The organism is Streptomyces sp. NPDC054975 (assembly GCF_053609105.1).
Genome location: NZ_JBSGWV010000082.1, coordinates 1 through 18,059 on the forward strand (window position 1 = coordinate 1; position 18,059 = coordinate 18,059).

General features: G+C 72.9%; 17 protein-coding genes. 5 read left to right on the forward strand and 12 right to left on the reverse strand.

Features of this window, described 5'->3' with window-relative positions; all coding sequences use genetic code 11:
- Window positions 1-74: 74 nt before the first annotated feature.
- The 4 genes from ACWF79_RS33790 to lipB form a co-directional block, all read right to left on the reverse strand.
- The gene (locus ACWF79_RS33790) at window positions 75-779 is read right to left on the reverse strand and encodes a DUF4191 domain-containing protein (RefSeq protein ID WP_453731996.1); all 705 of its coding nucleotides are present in this window, start codon (window positions 777-779) and stop codon (window positions 75-77) included.
- Window positions 780-789: 10 nt separating this feature from the next.
- On the reverse strand, window positions 790-1,002 hold the full coding sequence (locus tag ACWF79_RS33795) for an SCO2195 family GlnR-regulated protein (RefSeq protein WP_453731997.1): 213 nt from the start codon (window positions 1,000-1,002) through the stop codon (window positions 790-792).
- A gap of 289 nt (window positions 1,003-1,291) precedes the next feature.
- Window positions 1,292-2,260 (reverse strand): lipoyl synthase, encoded by a 969-nt coding sequence (gene lipA, locus ACWF79_RS33800; protein WP_453731998.1) that lies wholly within the window; start codon window positions 2,258-2,260, stop codon window positions 1,292-1,294.
- A gap of 106 nt (window positions 2,261-2,366) precedes the next feature.
- Window positions 2,367-3,212 carry a lipoyl(octanoyl) transferase LipB gene (gene lipB / locus ACWF79_RS33805; protein WP_453731999.1) on the reverse strand — a complete coding sequence of 282 codons (846 nt, stop codon included), beginning with the start codon at window positions 3,210-3,212 and terminating at the stop codon, window positions 2,367-2,369.
- Window positions 3,213-3,572: 360 nt separating this feature from the next.
- Between lipB and ACWF79_RS33810 the strand changes: the two genes are divergently transcribed.
- Complete coding sequence (locus ACWF79_RS33810; protein ID WP_453732000.1) at window positions 3,573-5,051, forward strand: regulator; 1,479 nt, start codon at window positions 3,573-3,575, stop codon at window positions 5,049-5,051.
- A 25-nt stretch (window positions 5,052-5,076) separates the two neighbouring features.
- On the opposite strand, the gene ACWF79_RS33815 is transcribed toward ACWF79_RS33810, so the two are convergent.
- Both ACWF79_RS33815 and ACWF79_RS33820 read right to left on the reverse strand, forming a co-directional pair.
- Complete coding sequence (locus ACWF79_RS33815) at window positions 5,077-6,471, reverse strand: NAD(P)/FAD-dependent oxidoreductase (protein ID WP_453732001.1); 1,395 nt, start codon at window positions 6,469-6,471, stop codon at window positions 5,077-5,079.
- Window positions 6,472-6,881: 410 nt separating this feature from the next.
- Complete coding sequence (locus ACWF79_RS33820; RefSeq protein ID WP_453732002.1) at window positions 6,882-7,778, reverse strand: TIGR01777 family oxidoreductase; 897 nt, start codon at window positions 7,776-7,778, stop codon at window positions 6,882-6,884.
- 52 nt (window positions 7,779-7,830) lie between these two features.
- Between ACWF79_RS33820 and ACWF79_RS33825 the strand changes: the two genes are divergently transcribed.
- Entirely contained in the window at window positions 7,831-8,355 is a 525-nt protein-coding gene (locus ACWF79_RS33825) for an N-acetyltransferase family protein (RefSeq protein WP_453732011.1), read from the forward strand.
- On the opposite strand, the gene ACWF79_RS33830 is transcribed toward ACWF79_RS33825, so the two are convergent.
- Complete coding sequence (locus tag ACWF79_RS33830) at window positions 8,345-8,992, reverse strand: TetR family transcriptional regulator (protein WP_453732003.1); 648 nt, start codon at window positions 8,990-8,992, stop codon at window positions 8,345-8,347. The two genes, ACWF79_RS33825 and ACWF79_RS33830, sit on opposite strands and share 11 nt — an antisense overlap.
- 147 nt (window positions 8,993-9,139) lie before the next feature.
- Between ACWF79_RS33830 and ACWF79_RS33835 the strand changes: the two genes are divergently transcribed.
- Window positions 9,140-9,925: an SDR family NAD(P)-dependent oxidoreductase gene (locus ACWF79_RS33835; protein ID WP_453732004.1), complete on the forward strand. Its 786-nt coding sequence runs from the start codon at window positions 9,140-9,142 to the stop codon at window positions 9,923-9,925.
- Between the two features lie 66 nt (window positions 9,926-9,991).
- Here ACWF79_RS33835 and ACWF79_RS33840 read toward each other — a convergent pair whose 3' ends face one another.
- A complete protein-coding gene (locus ACWF79_RS33840; RefSeq protein WP_453732012.1) occupies window positions 9,992-10,519 on the reverse strand; it encodes a DUF4240 domain-containing protein in 528 nt (175 codons plus the stop codon).
- Between the two features lie 100 nt (window positions 10,520-10,619).
- On the opposite strand from ACWF79_RS33840, the gene ACWF79_RS33845 reads away from it, so the two are divergent.
- On the forward strand, window positions 10,620-11,567 hold the full coding sequence (locus ACWF79_RS33845) for an SDR family oxidoreductase (RefSeq protein WP_453732005.1): 948 nt from the start codon (window positions 10,620-10,622) through the stop codon (window positions 11,565-11,567).
- Window positions 11,568-11,609: 42 nt separating this feature from the next.
- Here the strand turns inward: ACWF79_RS33845 and ACWF79_RS33850 are convergent, their stop codons facing one another.
- A complete protein-coding gene (locus ACWF79_RS33850) occupies window positions 11,610-12,584 on the reverse strand; it encodes a GlxA family transcriptional regulator (protein ID WP_453732006.1) in 975 nt (324 codons plus the stop codon).
- 138 nt (window positions 12,585-12,722) lie between these two features.
- Between ACWF79_RS33850 and ACWF79_RS33855 the strand changes: the two genes are divergently transcribed.
- On the forward strand, window positions 12,723-13,241 hold the full coding sequence (locus ACWF79_RS33855) for a hypothetical protein (protein WP_453732007.1): 519 nt from the start codon (window positions 12,723-12,725) through the stop codon (window positions 13,239-13,241).
- Between the two features lie 18 nt (window positions 13,242-13,259).
- Here ACWF79_RS33855 and ACWF79_RS33860 read toward each other — a convergent pair whose 3' ends face one another.
- From ACWF79_RS33860 to ACWF79_RS33870, 3 genes are all read right to left on the reverse strand, one after another.
- Window positions 13,260-14,222 carry a helix-turn-helix transcriptional regulator gene (locus ACWF79_RS33860; protein WP_453732008.1) on the reverse strand — a complete coding sequence of 321 codons (963 nt, stop codon included), beginning with the start codon at window positions 14,220-14,222 and terminating at the stop codon, window positions 13,260-13,262.
- A 46-nt stretch (window positions 14,223-14,268) separates the two neighbouring features.
- A complete protein-coding gene (gene aceE / locus ACWF79_RS33865; RefSeq protein WP_453732009.1) occupies window positions 14,269-16,983 on the reverse strand; it encodes a pyruvate dehydrogenase (acetyl-transferring), homodimeric type in 2,715 nt (904 codons plus the stop codon).
- 281 nt (window positions 16,984-17,264) lie between these two features.
- The gene (locus ACWF79_RS33870) at window positions 17,265-17,888 is read right to left on the reverse strand and encodes a GntR family transcriptional regulator (protein ID WP_453732010.1); all 624 of its coding nucleotides are present in this window, start codon (window positions 17,886-17,888) and stop codon (window positions 17,265-17,267) included.
- Window positions 17,889-18,059 lie beyond the last annotated feature (171 nt).

An 18,059-nucleotide genomic window follows, 5' to 3' on the forward strand; every position in this document is an offset into this window, starting at 1 on the left:
CGCCGCGCGTACGAATAACGACGGGGCGCCCGGAACCGATCGGTTCCGGGCGCCCCTTCTCGTACGGGAACTGCTCAGCGCATCTTTCCGCCGCGCGGCATCCGCATGCCCTTCGGCATCGGGCCCTTCGGCAGCGGCATGTTGCTCATCAGGTCGCCCATCGCCCGCAGCCGGTCGTTGGCCACCGTCACCTGCGGGCCCGAGAGGACACGCGGGAGCTTCAGCATGGTCGTACGGACCTTCTTGAGCGGCACCTGACCCTCGCCGTTGCCGACGATGATGTCGGTGACCGGCACGTCCACGACGATGCGGGCCATCTTCTTCTTCTCGGCCGCGAGCAGCGGCTTCAGCCGGTTCGGGTTGCCCTCGGCCACCAGCACGATGCCCGCCCGGCCGACCGCGCGGTGCACGACGTCCTGGCTCTTGTTCATCGCGATCGCCGGGGTCGTCGTCCAGCCGCGCCCGACGTTCTGGAGCACCGCCGCCGCCGCGCCGGGCTGGCCCTCCATCTGGCCGAAGGCCGCGCGCTCGGCACGTCGTCCGAAGACGATCGCCATCGCGAGCAGCGCCAGGATGAAGCCCAGAATGCCCAGGTAGACCGGGTGACCGATCAGGAACCCGATCGCGAGGAGGACACCGAGTACGACGATGCCCACGCCCGCGACGACAAGCCCGACCTTCGGGTCGGCCTTTCGGGTCATCTTGTACGTGAGGGCGATCTGCTTCAGTCGCCCCTGGTTCGCAGCGTCACCGCTGCCCGTGTTTGCCTTCCTCGCCATGTCCTGAAGTTTACGTGGCCCGGGAAGCGCGGCCAGCCACGGCCTCCATCACGTGCTGGGCCTCGACCCGGTCCTTGGCCCGGCGGCGGTCCTCCAGGACCGATGTCCAGGCGTTGCGGCGGGCGGTCCGCTGGCCTCCGGAGAGCAGCAGCGCCTCGACGGCCCTCAGGGCGTCGGTGACGGACGGGATGGCGGTGGCGCGGACGTGGGTCGCGGCCTGCATGGCGAGGTCCTCCCTCAAGCATGGATGAGATGAGGTGGGGGGGTGGAGCGGAAGAGCGGCGGCTCACGGTGTGGCGGTGAGTGAAGCCATGCTCACAGACTGGTGTTACCAGCGCATGACCCGCTGGTCAAACACTGATGAAACGTTGATGCGCCCATCTGCGCGCCTCCGCCGACGCCGACGCGGCCCGTACACACCCCTGACCTGCGGGGGCGTACGGGCCGCGTCGGATCCGGCCACTACTGACCGGTAACTGCTTGTGCGCGAATTCACACAGTCCGGGCTCGGGTCACACGGCCTGGGTGGCGTTGTCGACCGCGCCGCGCTTCTCGATCGCCTGCTGGTACAGACGGCCCGCACGGTACGAGGACCGCACGAGCGGACCCGACATCACACCGGAGAAGCCGATCTCGTCGGCCTCCTCCTTCAGCTCCACGAACTCCTGCGGCTTCACCCAGCGCTCCACGGGGTGGTGCCGGACCGAGGGACGCAGGTACTGCGTGATCGTGATCAGCTCGCAGCCTGCCGCGTGCAGCTGCTGGAGCGCCTCGCTGACCTCCTCTCGGGTCTCGCCCATGCCGAGGATCAGGTTCGACTTCGTGACCAGACCGTAGTCACGGGCCTTGGTGATGACGTCGAGCGAGCGCTCGTAGCGGAAGCCGGGACGGATCCGCTTGAAGATCCGCGGGACCGTCTCGACGTTGTGCGCGAAGACCTCGGGGCGGGAGGCGAAGACCTCGGCGAGGAGCTCCGGCACCGCGTTGAAGTCGGGGGCGAGCAGCTCGACCTTCGTACGGCCGTCGGCGCGGCCGGCGGTCTGCTCGTGGATTTGGCGCACGGTCTCCGCGTACAGCCAGGCGCCGCCGTCCTCCAGGTCGTCGCGCGCGACGCCGGTGATGGTGGCGTAGTTCAGGTCCATCGTGACGACCGACTCGCCGACGCGGCGGGGCTCGTCACGGTCCAGCGCCTCGGGCTTGCCCGTGTCGATCTGGCAGAAGTCGCAGCGCCGCGTGCACTGGTCACCGCCGATGAGGAAGGTGGCCTCCCGGTCTTCCCAGCACTCGAAGATGTTGGGACAGCCCGCCTCCTGGCAGACCGTGTGCAGGCCCTCGCTCTTCACGAGGCCCTGCATCTTCGTGTACTCGGGGCCCATCTTCGCCCGGGTCTTGATCCACTCGGGCTTGCGCTCGATGGGGGTCTGGGCGTTACGGACCTCCAGGCGCAGCATCTTGCGTCCGTCGGGTGCGACTGCGGACACGACCGGCTCCCTGTAGCTTCGATTCTTCGGCGCACACCAGGGTACGCCCGTTGTTCATGCGGTTTTGTTTACTCCTGGCCAACCTGTGGCCAGGGCCCGGCATTCCCTAGGCGGACACGGCCGCCGACGGCGCCGCGCCCGCGGGCTCGGACGCCGTCACGTCGGGGCGCTCGATCTCCCGCGGCTTCAGCTCCGCGTTCTCCAGGACGGCCCGCAGGTGCTTCTCCATCACCGGCAGGACCTCGTCGATCGTGATGTCGCGGCCCAGCTCGCTCGCCAGCGAGGCCACTCCCGCGTCGCGGATCCCGCACGGGATGATCCGGTCGAACCAGACGTTGTCCGGGTTCACGTTCAGCGCGAAGCCGTGCATCGTGACGCCCTTGGCGACCCGGATGCCGATCGCCGCGAGCTTGCGGTCCTCGCGGCGCTGGCCGGCGTTGGACGGGGCGTACTCGGGGCCGTTGAGGCGCGGGTCGAACTCCTCGTCGGTCAGACGCGGGTCGAAGTCCAGGGACAGTCCGCCGAGCGCGGGGCGCTGCTCGACCGGGTCGCCGAGCACCCACACGCCGCTGCGACCCTCGATCCGGGTGGTCTCCAGACCGAACTCGGCGGCCGTGAGGATCAGCGCCTCCTCCAGCCGGCGGACGTGCGCGACGACGTCGACCGGGCGGGGCAGCTTCAGGATCGGGTAGCCCACCAGCTGGCCCGGGCCGTGCCAGGTGATCTTGCCGCCCCGGTCCACGTCCACGACCGGCGTCCCGTCCAGGGGGCGCTCGTTGTCCGCCGTGCGCCGGCCCGCCGTGTACACGGGCGGATGCTCCAGGAGCAGACAGGTGTCGGGGACCTCGTCGGCGAACCGGGCGGCGTGCACCTCGCGCTGCTTGTCCCAGGCCACCTGGTACTCGACGGCGTCCTCGCCGAAGCCCAGACGGACGAATCGCAGCTCACTCACGGCAGTGCCTCCTCCTGTGCCCGCGCCGGGTTCCGGGGATCGTCCCGGGGCCGGCTCGGCCACCATGCGTCATTCGCGCCCATGCCACTGTACGGCGGCGTCCTCCTACCGGGTCGGGCAGGTGGAGACGGGCCTTCGAGGCCGCCACCGTCCGTCACCGCGACCGCCACGCGGGTACGGAACGTGACGGCGTGGCCTGGCTCGACGGCCTGTAAATCCCGCCGCTGAATCCTCACACGATCGGATGAATGTGGGGCGAAGGAGGCGGTATGGGCGGTGGGGGCCGCTAAATTCACGCCGTTCCATGAGGGTCCACATGGGCTTCCACCCGGGCCCGGAAGGCAGGAGACCGCACAGCTGATGACGGAACGACCCCCGCAGCGCATCCCGAACCGCCAGCTCGCCGCGCTCATCGCGGAAGCCGGGTTCTCCAACGCGGGCCTGGCCAGACGGGTCGACCAGCTCGGCCTGGAACACGGACTCGACCTGCGGTACGACAAGACCTCCGTGACCCGCTGGCTGCGCGGCCAGCAGCCGCGCGGCACCACGCCCGCCCTCATCGCCGAGGTCTTCACCCGGCGCCTCGGCCGCCGGCTCTCCGCCCAGGACCTCGGTCTCGACGCCTGCGCGCCCGTCTACGCGGGACTGGAGTTCGCCGGTTCGCCCGAGGAAGCGGTCGACATCGTCAGCGGCCTGTGGCGCAAGGACTCCGGCAGCCACGCCGAACTCCGCAAGATCGCGTTCACCCCGGCGGGCCTCGTCGTCCCCAGCCGGGACTGGCTGATCGGGCGCGCCGACGAACGGGTGGCGCGGGGCGAGGCGGCGGCCCCGAACGGGCGGCTCGGTCCGGACGGCCGGCTCGCGCAGGACCCGCGCGTCCCGCCGCAGGGCCGGCCCTCGGTGCCCCGGCAGCGCGGCACGGACCGGGGGCCCGGGCAGCGGGTCTCCAGCGGAGACGTCGCCGCGCTGCGCTCGGTCGGCGAACTGTTTCGCACCCTCGACCACGCGTACGGCGGCGGCCACGCCCGCCAGGCCCTCGTGCGCTACCTGGAGCACGAGGCCGAGCCGATGCTGCGCGGCACGTACGGGGAGTCCGTCGGCCGCCGCCTGTTCGCGGCGGCGGCCGACCTGACGCGGCTCGCCGGCTGGACCTCGTACGACATCGCGGCGCACGGGCTCGCCCAGCGGTACTTCGTCCAGGCGCTGCGGCTCGCGCAGGCGGCGGGGGACCGGGCCTACGGCTCGTACGTCCTGATCACCATGAGCCGCCAGGCCGTCTACCTCGGCCACGGGCGCGAGGCCGTGCAGCTGGCCCGGGTCGCCCAGCAGGGCGTGGGCTCGGCCGCCCCGCCCGTCGTCCAAGCCCTGCTGCACTCCGTGGAGGCGCGTGGGCACGGCGTGCTCGGCGAGGCGCGGGCGTGCGGCGCGGCGCTGGCCCGGGCCGAGCGGGCGCTGGAGGCGGCCAGGCCCGGGGACGACGTGCCGTACTGGGCGCGGCCCTTCGACGAGGCGCAGCTCGCGGACGAGTTCGGGCACTGCCACCGCGACCTCCAGCAGTACCGCGCCGCCGCCCAGCACGCCGAACGCTCCCTCCAGCTCCGCGCCCCCGGCTTCGCCCGCAGCCGCCTCCTGTGCCGCGTGGTCCTCGCCTCCGCCCGCCTCGGCCTGGGCGAGCTCGACCAGGCCTGCGCGCTCGGCGCTGAGGCGGCCCAGCAGGCCTCCGAGATGCGCTCGGCCCGCGCCCTCGAATACGTCCGCGACTTCGAGCGCCGCCTGGAGCCGTACCGCGACGCGGCCGCGGTCCGTACGTACCGCGATCGCGTCGCGGCGATCGGCTGAGCCGCGCCGGACGTCCGGGACTGGACTACGCCGCGACCTCCGCCGGAGCGCCCTGCGGCGCTCGGATGCCCAGATCCGTCAGGAGCGCGTGGGTCGCGCGGTGGGCGGAGACGAGAGCGCCCTGTGGCGTGGCCGTGTCGCGGTGGTCGCCGCAGACGTAGAGGCCGGAGAGCAGCCGGACCGGGCGGCGCGGGTCGTGCGGCGGGGGCATCGAGGGGATCGCCTCGGGCGTGTGGTGGAGCGCGAGCAGCTCCCACTCGTCCGTCGACGTCCCGTACAGCGTCGCGAGGTGCTTGCGCACCCGCCGTTCCATGTCGTCGGGCGGCGCGCCCAGGACCGTCGAGGTGACCAGGACCCGGCCGTCCGGCGCGCGCGTGGGGTCGACGGCGCTCATGACCGCCGAGTGCGCGACCGGGCCGCCCGGGTCGGACTCCAGGAGCAGGACCGGGTCCTGCGCGGGTGCCTCGGGAGCCGTGTGGTGGAGCACGGTCACCGCGTGGAAGGCGGGCACCCGCAAGCCCGGCAGCAGCTCGGCCGCCGTCCGCGCGCCCGTGGCGAGGACGACCGAGCGGCAGCCGAACACCCCGTGCTCCGCCGTCTCGACCCGGTCGATCCCGACCTCCGTCACCCGGACCCCGGTGCGCACCGTGCCCTCCGGCAGGGCCGCCGCGAGCAGTTCGGGCAGCATTCCCGAGCCGCCCTCCGGCACGGACACCCGCCCCCGGGCGAACGCGCGCAGCGCCAGGTCGGCGTAGCGGCTGGAGGTGCTTAGGTCGGGATCGCCGAGCAGGGCGGCGATCAGGGGCCGCAGCACCCCCTGGACGGTACGCGCGGGCAGCCGGGCCGTCAGGGCCTCGCGCGCCGTCCGCTCCTGACGGGTCAGCAGGCGCTGCGCGGGGGTGGCCGCGAGCCGGGCGAGGGACGTGCCGAGGCGCGCCTGGTCCAGTGAGGCCGCCGGATTCCGGGGGGCGCTCGCAAGGGCGCGCGCCACCGTGTATGCGCCCCCTACGCGCCAGGGCGCGTGCGGGGACCCCCACGCCCCGCGCCAGGGCGCGTGCGCGGACCCCCGGCCGTGCGGCGAGCGACGGCGCGGGTGCGGGAACGGTTCGCCGATCCTCAGGTACCGGCCGTCGCTGTGCACCAGCGCCCCTGGCGCGAACGGCCGCAGCGTCACCCCGGCGAGCCCTCGGGTCCGCAGCAGTTCCGCGTACGACGTCGTGAGCAGCGGCCCCACCCGGTCGAGCCGGAAGCCGTCGACGTCCTCGGTGGCCAGTCGGCCGCCGACGCGGGGGCCGGCCTCCAGGACCGTGACGCCGAGTCCGGCGCTGGTCAGACGGTGCGCGGCCGCGAGTCCCGCGATCCCGGCCCCGACAATGACGACGTCCGTGACGACATCCGTATGGCGTGCGGTACTGAGCACGTGCCCCTCCCCAGGTCGGCGCGGCTTGGTGGGAGGCCTATGCCCCCAACCGGCCCCCGGAATGCCCGCGTTCGCATTCAGGGCCTGCAAGCCTCGGGCAGCCGTGCCCACCCGCGCCAGCGGCGCGCACCGGGGTGCATGGAGCACGGGGTCGCACCGCGAGGACGAGGGAGGGCCCCGAGGGCCACCAGGACCGCGAGCGCTCCGCGCGCCCTCGGGCGGCCGGGCGGCCGCTCCGCACGGGCCTCCCGGCAGACCGCCGGGCGAGCGCCCCGCGCGCCCCCTCAGGCCGCCGGTCGCCCCCACAGCGCGCCGCGGTCGGACCGCCGGTCACGCGCCCCCTCAGACTGCTCTCCGAGCGCCCGCGCGCCCTCTCAGGCCGCCCGCCCACGGGCGCCCCGCCACGTCCCTCAGGCCGCCGCCCGGATCGAGTCGTCGATTGTCGGGAACGCGAACGAGAAGCCCGACTCCAACAGGCGGTTCGGCAGCACCCGCTGACTGCCCAGCACGTCCACCGCGAACTCCCCGAGCGCCAGGCGCAGCGCCGGCGCCGGGACGGAGAAGACCGTCGGGCGGCGCAGGACCCGGCCCATCGCCGCCGTCACCTCCCGGTTGGTGACCGGCTCCGGGGCCGTCAGGTTCACCGGCCCCGCGAGGGACTCCGTGTCGACCAGGTGCCGCAGGGCGGCCACCTCGTCGTGCAGCGAGATGAAGCTCCAGTACTGGTGGCCGTCGCCCATCCGCCCGCCGACGCCGGCGCGGAACACCGGGAAGAGCCGGCCCCACGCGCCGCCCTCGGCGGCCACCACGAGGCCCGTGCGGGCGTACGCGACCCGGATGCCGGCCTCCTCGGCCGGGGCCGCGGCCGCCTCCCACTCCACGCACACCGACGGCAGGAAGCCCTCGCCGGCGGGCGCGCTCTCGTCGACGGCGCGGGAGCCGGTGTCGCCGTAGTAACCCAGCGCCGTGCCGCACACCAGGACCTTCGGCGGGTCGGCCAGCGAGGCGAGGGCCTGCGCGATCGCCCGCGTACCGAGCACGCGGCTGTCGCGGATCTCCTTCTTGTACGCCTCGCTCCAGCGGCGCTCGCCGACGCCCGCGCCCGCGAGGTGCACGACCGCGTCGACGCCGACGAGCCCGGCCGCGTCCACGTACAGCCGAGCGGGGTCCCACTCGACCTCGTCGGCGGTCCGGGCGGGACGGCGTACGAGCCGGGAGACCTGGTGGCCGTCGGCGCGCAGGGAGCGCACCAGGGCCGAGCCGATGAGTCCGGAGGCGCCGGTGACGGCGATGCGGGAGCGTTGCATGCGCCCATCCTGCCCTTCCGGGCCCGTCCGTGGCACAGTGGCCGCCATGATCATGCCGGAGACGCGCATACGCCAGGCCGCTGCCACCGACGAGCAGGCCCTCGGGGAGCTGGACCGGTCCACCTGGTCGCCCCTGCACGCCGTGCAGCCCCGGCCGGAACCCCCGTACCCGCCGTTCTTCGACGAGCGCCACCGGCCCGAGGACTACCTGGTGGCCGAGCACGACGGGGTGGTCGTCGGCTATCTGCGGCTCGTTCCGCCGACCCCGCTCGCCTGCAACCGGCACGTCCGGCAGATCCAGGGCCTTGCCGTGGCCGAGAGTGCGCGGGGCCGGGGCGTGGCCCGCGCGCTGCTGCGCGCCGCGATGACGGAGGCCCGGCGCCAGGGCGCCCGCCGGATCACCTTGCGCGTCCTCGGCCACAACGCCCCGGCCCGCGCGCTCTACGCCTCGGAGGGCTTCGTCGTCGAGGGCGTCCTGCCCGGCGAGTTCTTCCTGGACGGCGCGTACGTGGACGACGTGCTGATGGGCCGCTCGCTGACGGCGCCCGCGCCCACGGGGCCCACGCTCACCCCCTAGGCGTCAACGGCCCCAGCCCGCCCATCAGTTCGCGCAGGCAGCGCACCGCGAGCTCCGCCGGTGCGCCCTTGCCCCGGACCGGCGCGTCCGTCTCCGCCCAGGCCTCCAGAGCCACCCGGATCGCGTCCGTGGCCGCCGCCGCGGCGAGCCGTACCTCCAGCGGGTCCGCGTCGGGGCCCGCGAGCTCGGCCACGACGGCGAGCAGCTTCTCCTCCGACTCCTGGTTGACCCGGTACCAGACCGCCCGCAGCGCCGGGTCCTCGGCCGCCGCCCGCAGCAGCCCGCGCGTCCAGCGCAGCCCCTCGGCCGCCTCCTCGTCCGCACCGGCGAGCGCCTCGGCGATCGACCGTTCGAGGGCGGCCGGCACGGTCGACCCCGGCTCCGCCGCCGCGAGCGATTCCCGCCAGCGGTCCGCGCCGCCCGCGAGGAGCGGGGCGACGGCGTCCTGCTTGGAGCGGAAGTACCGGTAGAAGGTGCGCAGCGCGACCCCCGCCCGCAGGGCGATGTCCTCGGCCGTCGTGCCGTCCGGGCCGCGCTCGGTGAAGAGCTCGGCGGCGGCGCGCGCGATGTCGAGCTGGGTGGCCGCCTTGCGGCGCTCGGTCAGGGAGGTGGGCCTGGTGGCGGGCTGGGTGCTCACCGTACGAGGGTACGCCCGCCTCTGCCGACCCTGCATTTCATGCAGTGGTGGCAAAACGTGCCACCCAGGCGTACGGTGTCCCGAGCGTGACCCCGCGCAATCCAGAGATCGTCACCCAGGGATCGTCATCGAGAGGCCGGACAGGACATGAACCGCTACGAAGGACGCCGCGCACTGGTCACCGGTGGCGGCTCCGGCATAGGGCAGGCCACCGTGCTGCGCATGCTCGCCGAGGGCGGTCGCGTCGCCGCCGCCGACATCAGCGAGGACGGCCTCAAGGACACCGTCGCCAAGGCCGGCGCCGCCGCCGACCGGCTGACCACGCTCGTCGTGAACGTCGCCGACGAGACCTCCGTACGCGACGGGGTCGCCGCCGCCGTCACAGCCCTCGGCGGCCTGGACGTGCTGGTCAACGCGGCCGGCATCCTGCGCTCCTCGCACACCCACGAGACGAGCCTCGACTCCTTCGAGCAGGTGCTCCGGATCAACCTCACCGGCACCTTCCTGGTGATCCGCGAGGCGATCCCCGCCCTGCTGGAGGGCGACGGCTCGGCCGTCGTGAACTTCTCCTCCACCTCGGCGCTCTTCGCCCACCCGTACATGGCCGCCTACGCGGCCAGCAAGGGCGGCATCCAGGCCATGACCCACGCGCTCGCCGCCGAGTACGCCAAGCAGGGCATCCGCTTCACCGCCGTCCAGCCCGGCTCCATCTCCTCCGGCATGACCGACGGCACCGGCGCCAGCCGGCAGAGCGTCGGCCCCGGCCTGCCCGAGGACGCCGACCTGTCCCTCTTCATGAAGCTCACCCCCGCCCTCGGCCAGGGTTTCGCGGGGCCGGAGACCGTCGCCGGCGTCGTCGCGATGCTGGCGAGCGAGGACGGCAGGTTCATCACCGGCACCGAGGTCCGCATCGACGGCGGCACCCACTTCTGAGCCGACGCCCCACGAGCCGGTACGGATCCCGGGAGGGACGGCCCCGGGTCCGTACCTCCGACGCCGTCAGGCCACCTGCGCGCCGAAGCGCTCCCACAGGCGCGGGTAGCGTTCCGCCAGTGCGGCGTCGTCCTCCAGGTCGAAGGCGGTGCCCTCCGGCTCCGCCGGCTGCGGCGGGATCCCCAGATCGGGCGCCTCGGCACCGGTCAGCTGCTCGTACGCCTCGTCGGCGGCGAACCCCAGCTCCTCGCCGTCCCCGTCGATCTCCTCGTCGAAGTCGTCCAGCAGCTCGGCCAGGGCGTCCGGGTCGTGCACCGCGCCCTCGAAGACCTCGCGGCCCTGCCCGATGAGCCAGCAGCGGAAGTAGTCGAAGGCGTCGTCGCTCGCGCCGTCGAGCAGCACCGCCGCCGCGCCCCACAGATCCCAGCGGTACGCGCGGTTGTAGCGGGCCTCGAAGTGGCGGGCGAAGTCGAGCACGGAGTCGGGGTCGAGCTGCAGCAGCCGCTCGACGAGCACGTCGGCGTGTTCCTCCGGGTCGCCCTCGGCGGCCTCTCTCGTCGAGTCGACGATCTCCCAGAACTCCGTTTCGTCCATCACGGGATCCAGCATCGACCGTGGGGGAGGGCGGCGCACCCGGAAACAGCCAAAATCAAATCGGACAGGAGATGTCGTACTTTCCTGTCACGCTCGGGCCATGGAGACGGAAACGAAGCCGGAGACGGCAACGAAGCCGCTGAGCGGCAGGATCGCACTGGTCGCGGGCGCCACGCGGGGCGCGGGCCGCGCCATCGCCGTGGAGCTGGGCGCGGCGGGCGCCACCGTGTACGTGACCGGGCGCACCACCCGGAAGAAGGTCAGCGAGGTCGGCCGCGCGACGGAGACCATCGAGGAGACGGCCGAGCTGGTGACGGCGGCCGGCGGCGAGGGCATCGCCGTGCCGACCGACCACCTGGAGGTCGACCAGGTCCAGGCGCTCGTCGAACGGATCGACAGCGAGCGCGGGCGCCTCGACATCCTGGTCAACGACGTCTGGGGCGGCGAGCACCTGGTCATGGCCGGCTTCGGGAAGAAGATCTGGGAGATGGAGCTCACCGACGGGCTGCGGATGCTGGAGCTGGGCGTGAAGAGCCACCTCATCACCAGCGCGGCGGCCGTGCCGCTGCTCATCCGGAACCCGGGCGGCCTCCTCGTGGAGGTCACGGACGGGACGGCGGAGTACAACACCACCCGATACCGGGAGAACATCTACTACGACCTCACGAAGAACGCCCCGATCCGGATGGCGTTCGGGCTCTCCCACGACATGAAGGACGTCGGCGGCACGGCGGTCGCGGTCACCCCGGGCTGGCTGCGCTCCGAGCAGATGCTCGACCACTTCGGCGTGACGGAGGACAACTGGCGCGACGCGACCGAGAAGCTCCCCGACTTCGCGGTCGCCGAGTCCCCGGTCTACGTCGGCCGTGCCGTCGCCGCCCTCGCCGCCGACCCGGACCGGGCCCGCTGGAACGGGCAGTCGCTCTCCAGCGGGCAGCTGGCCAAGGAGTACGGCTTCACGGACGCGGACGGCTCGCGGCCGGACGCGTGGGGCTTCATCATCGCCAAGGAGACCGACGAGAAGGTGTCGGTGGACGACTATCGGTAGGACGTACCGGCCCCGGTGCCGTGCGGCCGCCGGCTTCGCGCGTCACCGGGGCGCCCCGCGGGTCTGCGTCGCCCGGAAGTGGGCGGGAGAGACTCCGTACCGGCCGACGAAGGCCTGACGCAGCGACTCGACGGTGCCGAACCCGCAGCGGGCGGCCACCCCCGTCACGGGCAGCTCGGTCGAGGCGAGGAGCTGCGCGGCCGCCTCGGTGCGGGCCCGCCGGACGAACCGGCCCGGCGGCTCCCCGAGGTGCTCCGCGAACAGCCGGGTGAGGTGGCGCGGGGTCACGCCCGCGCGGGCGGCCAGGGCCGCCGGGCCCAGATCGTGGTCCGGGTGGGCGGTGATGTGCTCGACGAGCGCGCGGACCAGGTCGTTGCGGGTCGGCGGGGCGGCCGTGAACAGGCTCATCTGTGCCTGGGTCCCCGGCCGTTGCAGATAGACGACCAGGTGGCGGGCCACCTGGCGGGCCAGCTCGGGGCCGTGGTCCTCCTCGATGAAGGCCAGGGTGAGGTCCATCGCGCTGGTGACGCCCGCCGAGGTGTACACGTTCCCGTCCCGCACGTAGATCGGGGCCGCGTCCACCTCGATCCGCGGATGGCGGGCGGCGAGCCGAGGCGCGAACTGCCAGTGCGTCGTGGCACGACGGCCGTCGAGGAGTCCGGCGGCGGCCAGGACGCCCGCCCCGGTGCACACCGAGGCCACCCGCCGGCTCTCCTTCGCCAGCCGCCGCACGTGCCCCACGAGCCGTGGGTCCTCGGAGGCCCGCTCGACCCCGACACCCCCCGACACGATCAGGGTGTCGATGGGGCCGACGAGCCGTTCGAGGGAGTGCTGACTCCCGAGGGAGAGCCCCGAGCCGCAGACGATCGGACCGCCGCCCGGCCCGACGACGCTCACCCGGTAGGGCACCGCGGGATCGCCTATCCCGTTGGCCATCGCCAGGCTCGTGGTGACGCCCGCGATGTCGAGCAACTCGGCCGATTCGTAACCGACCACCACCATAACCCGCTCCGCCATGCGGCGACCCTATGCCGGAAGGACAGGTACCCCAAGACCACGGACACCGTTCCGGCCTGCGGGCGCGGCCGGGTCCTGCAGCGTCCCAGAGTGACGAGGGAACCACCCCGCCCCCTCACGGCACCTCAGGGAGACGCCATGACCCTCGGCTCCACACCCGACGGCGACGTCCGGGACGGCAACGGCCGCAACGACGGTCGCGGCGACCGTCGGGGCGACGGGACGCTCGCGACGCCTCCGCGATCCGCCCTGAGCCGCCTCCCGCGCGCCCTCGCCCACCGATGGCCCACCCTCCTCGCGCTCGCCCTCGCGCTCGTCACCTTCGTCGACGGCCTCCCGGGCCGAGAGCTGCTCGCCGGGCTCCTCGTCCTCATGCCGCTGTGCTACCTGGCCTTCGGCGCGCTGCGCGGGGAACTGCGCCCGACGGGCGCCCTCGCCCGCCAACTCGCGGGACTTCTCGGCTTCGCGGCCGTGGCGCTGATCGCCCTGGTCGTCGACGAGACCCTCGGACTCCGTCTGCTGGCCGCGGGCTGGCTGGCGCACGCGGTCTGGGACCTCGTCCACCACCGGACCGGAAAGGTCGTTCCCCGGGCCTGGTCGGAATGGTGCTGTGTCGTCGACGCCTCGGGCGCGCTGGCGATGGCCGTCCTGGCCTGAGGGGACCGTCCCGCCCGCTCACCCATAGAGCGCCGCGAGCCCCCTCGCCGCCGCCACGAAACGGGCCCGCAGGGACTCCGGGGCGAGGACCTCGAGCTCCGGACCGAGCGCGAGCAACTGGCCGAAGGCGACCTCCTCGTTCTCCACGAGGAGCGTCGCCCTCGTCCACCCCTCCGCGTCCGTCGTGCCACCCGCCAGCGCCTCCTCGGCCGCCGCGCGGTCCGTCACGTACGGCAGCCGGCGCGCCCCCGCGGCGGAGAGCCGCAGCACGACCTCGGCGCGCAGGAGCGAGCGGGCGAACTCCGCCGCCCGCTCGGCCCAGAAGCCCGGCAGGTCGAACTCCTCGTCCCGTACGAACCGTTCCTCGGTGAGCGCGACGGCCGTGAAGCGGTCCACCCGGTACGTACGCAACGCCGCACCCGAACGCGCGCACAGGTACCAGACGCCCGCCTTCAGAACGAGACCGTACGGAGCGAGCTCGCGCTCCACCTCGCCGTCACCGCGCCGGTAGCGGGCCAAGACCATCCGGTCGTCCCAGACGGCCTCCGCGATCGGCGGCAGCAGGTCCGGCGTCTCCGGCTCCTGGTACCAGCCCGGCGCGTCGAGCAGAAAGCGCTGGGCGGCCGACTCCGGGGCGTCGCGCAGCGAGGGCAGCAGCGCCGCCGATACCTTCAGCCGGGCCGCCGAGGCCGCGTCCTCCAGGCCCATGTCCCGCAGAGCGCCGGGCAGTCCCGACAGGAACAGCGCCTCGGCCTCGCCGCGCGCGAGGCCCGTGAGCCGCGTGCGGTACCCGCCGATCAGCCGGTACCCACCGGCCCTGCCCCGGTCCGCATACACCGGAACCCCCGCCTCCGAGAGGGCGAGGGCATCACGGGTGATGGTCCGTTCGGACACCTCCAGCTCGGCGGCCAGCTCGGCCGCGGTCATCGAGGGCCGGGACTGGAGGAGAAGCACCATCTTGATGAGCCGGGCGGCACGCATGACCCCATCATGCGTGCCGCCACCGACAGCCGGGAGAAGTCCCGGTCTACAGGCCGTAGCGCTCGCGCGCCTCCTTCACGGCCGAGGCCGGGACCTCGCCGCGACGGGCGAGCTGGGCCAGGGCCGCGACCACGATCGACTGCGCGTCGACACCGAAGTGGCGGCGGGCCGCGTCACGGGTGTCCGACAGGCCGAAGCCGTCGGCACCCAGCGAGGACCAGTCCTGCTCGACCCACTGCGCGATCTGGTCAGGGACCTGACGCATGTAGTCCGAGACGGCCAGGACCGGGGACTCCACACCCTCAAGGGCCTTGCGGATGTACGGCACCTGCTCCTCGCCGCGCAGCAGCGCCGCGTCGGCCTCCAGGGCGTCGCGCCGCAGCTCCGTCCAGGAGGTCGCGGACCACACGTCGGCGCCCACGCCCCACTCGGCGGCGAGCAGCTTCTGCGCCTCGAGGGCCCAGTGGATGGCCGTACCGGAGGAGAGCAGCTGGATGCGCGCGGCGTTCGCGGGGAGCTCCAGTGCGACGGACTCCGCCGTGTTGAAGCGGTACAGGCCCTTGATGATGCCCTCGTCGACACCGGCCGGCTTGGCCGGCTGCGGCATCGGCTCGTTGTAGACCGTGAGGTAGTAGAAGACGTTCTGGTCCTCGCCCTCGGCGGCCTCGCCGTACATCCGGCGCAGACCCTCCTTGACGATCGCCGCGACCTCGTAGGCGAACGCCGGGTCGTACGTCAGGGCGGCCGGGTTGGTCGCCGCGATGACGGGGGAGTGGCCGTCGGCGTGCTGGAGGCCCTCACCGGTCAGGGTGGTGCGGCCGGCGGTGGCGCCGACGAGGAAGCCGCGGCCGAGCTGGTCGCCGAGCTGCCACATCTGGTCGGCCGTGCGCTGCCAGCCGAACATCGAGTAGAAGATGTAGAACGGGATCATCGCTTCGCCGTGCGTGGCGTACGCGGTGGACGCGGCGATGAAGTCGGCCATGGACCCGGCCTCGGTGATCCCCTCGTTGAGGATCTGGCCGTTGACGGCCTCCTTGTAGTACATCAGCTGGTCGCGGTCGACCGGCTCGTACGTCTGGCCCTTCGGCGAGTAGATGCCGAGCGACGGGAACAGCGACTCCATACCGAAGGTACGGGCCTCGTCGGGGACGATCGGGACCCAGCGCTTGCCGGTCTCCTTGTCGCGGACCAGGTCCTTCACCAGCCGTACGAACGCCATCGTGGTCGCGACCGACTGCGAGCCGGAGCCCTTGTCGAAGGCGGTGAACGCCTTCTCGGCCGGAGCCGGCAGCGGGGCGAGCGGCTGGACACGGCGGGCCGGGGCCGGGCCGCCGAGGGCCGCGCGGCGCTCCTGGAGGTAGCGGACCTCGGGGGAGTCGGCGCCGGGGTGGCCGTAGGGGACCACGCCGTCGACGAACTGCGCGTCGGAGATCGGCAGGTCGAGCAGGTCACGCATGGCCTTGAACTCGTCCGTGGAGAGCTTCTTCATCTGGTGGTTCGCGTTCTTCGACGCGAAGCCCTCGCCCAGGGTGAAGCCCTTCACGGTCTGCGCGAGGATCACCGTCGGCGCGCCCTTGAACTCCACGGCGGCCTTGTACGCGGCGTAGACCTTGCGGGGCTCGTGGCCACCGCGCGAGAGGTGGAAGCACTCCAGGATCTTGTCGTCGCTCAGCAGCTGCCCCATCGCGACGAGCGAGGGGTGGGAGCCGAAGAAGTCCTGGCGGATGTAGGCGGCGTCGCGGGTCTGGTACGTCTGTACCTGCGCGTCCGGGACCTCGCGGAGGCGGCGGACGAGGGCGCCGTCGGTGTCGAGCGCGAACAGCTCGTCCCAGGCGTTGCCCCAGAGCGACTTCACGACGTTCCAGCCGGCGCCGCGGAACTGGGCCTCCAGCTCCTGCACGATCTTGAAGTTGGCGCGGACCGGGCCGTCGAGGCGCTGCAGGTTGCAGTTGATGACGAAGGTCAGGTTGTCCAGACCCTCGCGGGCGGCGAGTGCGAGTGCCGCGGTCGACTCGGGCTCGTCCATCTCGCCGTCGCCGAGGAACGCCCACACGTGCGAGGACGAGACGTCCTTGATGCCGCGGTTGGTGAGGTACCGGTTGAAGCGCGCCTGGTAGATGGCGGAGAGCGGGCCCAGACCCATGGAGACGGTCGGGAACTCCCACAGCCAGGGCAGGCGGCGCGGGTGCGGGTAGGAGGGCAGGCCGTTGCCGGCGGACTCCTGCCGGAAGTTGTCGAGGTGGGCCTCGGTGAGGCGGCCGTCGAGGAAGGCGCGGGCGTAGATGCCCGGGGAGGCGTGGCCCTGGATGTAGAGCTGGTCGCCGGAACCGGCGGCGTCGCCGGACTCCTTGCCCTTGAAGAAGTGGTTGAAGCCGGTCTCGTAGAGCCAGGCGGCGGAGGCGAAGGTGGCGATGTGGCCGCCGACGCCGTGCTTGGCACCGCGGGTCACCATGGCGGCGGCGTTCCAGCGGTTCCAGGCGGTGATCCGGCGCTCCAGCTCCTCATCTCCGCCGAAGTCGCCGATCGACGGCTCGGCGGAGGTGGGGATGGTGTTGACGTAGTCCGTCTCCAGCAGCTTGGGCAGGGCGAGGCCCGCGCCCTCGGCGTGCTGGAGCGTGCGGCGCATCAGGTAGGCGGCCCGGTGAGGGCCGGCGGCCTTGGTGACGGCATCCAGGGAGGCCGCCCACTCGGCGGTCTCCTCGGTGTCACGGTCCGGGAGCTGGTCGAGCTCGCTCGGAATCTTGCCTACGGGATCGGTCATGATCGCCGCCTTCCGGACAGATGGGGGTGGAGAAGGGGTGCCTTGTCGGCAGGACAGGGCGAAGGGCCGGGTAGCGGCCCGCCGAAGACTGTAAGCCGCCGATCGATGATCGATCAAAGTGTTGAAGCGAAAAACTTCGCCGGAACGCAAAAGTCGGCACAGGGTGCCGCCGAAATGGGCACCGGGTGCCTTGTTTTCGCAGGTGGGGCGCCGGATGAGAGGTGCTTCGCACGAATGAGCGGGCCCCGGTCGGGGGCCCGCTCAAGGGGGTACGGGGTGGGTCAGGCCCTCGGCGCGCAGCCCAGGACGTGGGCCTTGACCAGGGTGCCGATGTTCGGGTCGCCGCGGCGGAAGGCCTCGACGAGCTCCTGGTGCTCCTCCGCGTACGACTTCTGGACCGTGCCGAGCCAGCGGATCGACAGGGCCGTGAAGACCTCGATGCCCAGGCCCTCCCAGGTGTGCAGCAGCACGCTGTTCCCGGCCGCCTTCACCAGCTCACGGTGGAACGCCACCGTGTGCCGCACCTGCGCCGTGCCGTCCGCGACCGCGTCCGCCTCGTACAGGGCCGCCACGTGCGGCTCCAGGGCCGAGCAGTCCGCCGCGAGGCGCGTCGCCGCCAGCTCCGCCGCGATCTGCTCCAGGCCCGCCCGGACCGGGTAGCTCTCCTCCAGGTCGGCCGCCGTCAGATTGCGTACCCGTACACCCTTGTTGGGGGAGGACTCGATCAGCCGCAGCGACTCCAGCTCGCGCAGCGCCTCGCGCACCGGCGTCTGGCTGACCTCCAGCTCCGTCGCGATCCGGCGCTCCACGATCCGCTCGCCCGGCTTCCAGCGCCCGCTGACGATGCCCTCCACGATGTGCTCGCGGATCTGTTCGCGCAGCGAGTGGACGACGGGGACGCTCATGAAGCCGCTCCTTAAGGGACGCGTTGACACTCAAGACAATACGGCGGCGGGCCCCCCCCCCCACCCAAAACGGGGGGGGGGGCGCCCGGGTGGGGGGTTTGTGTTGGGAAACCCCCGGGGCCGAAACACGGTGGTTTATAAAAAAAAAAGACCCCCCACCCCGACCAGGAG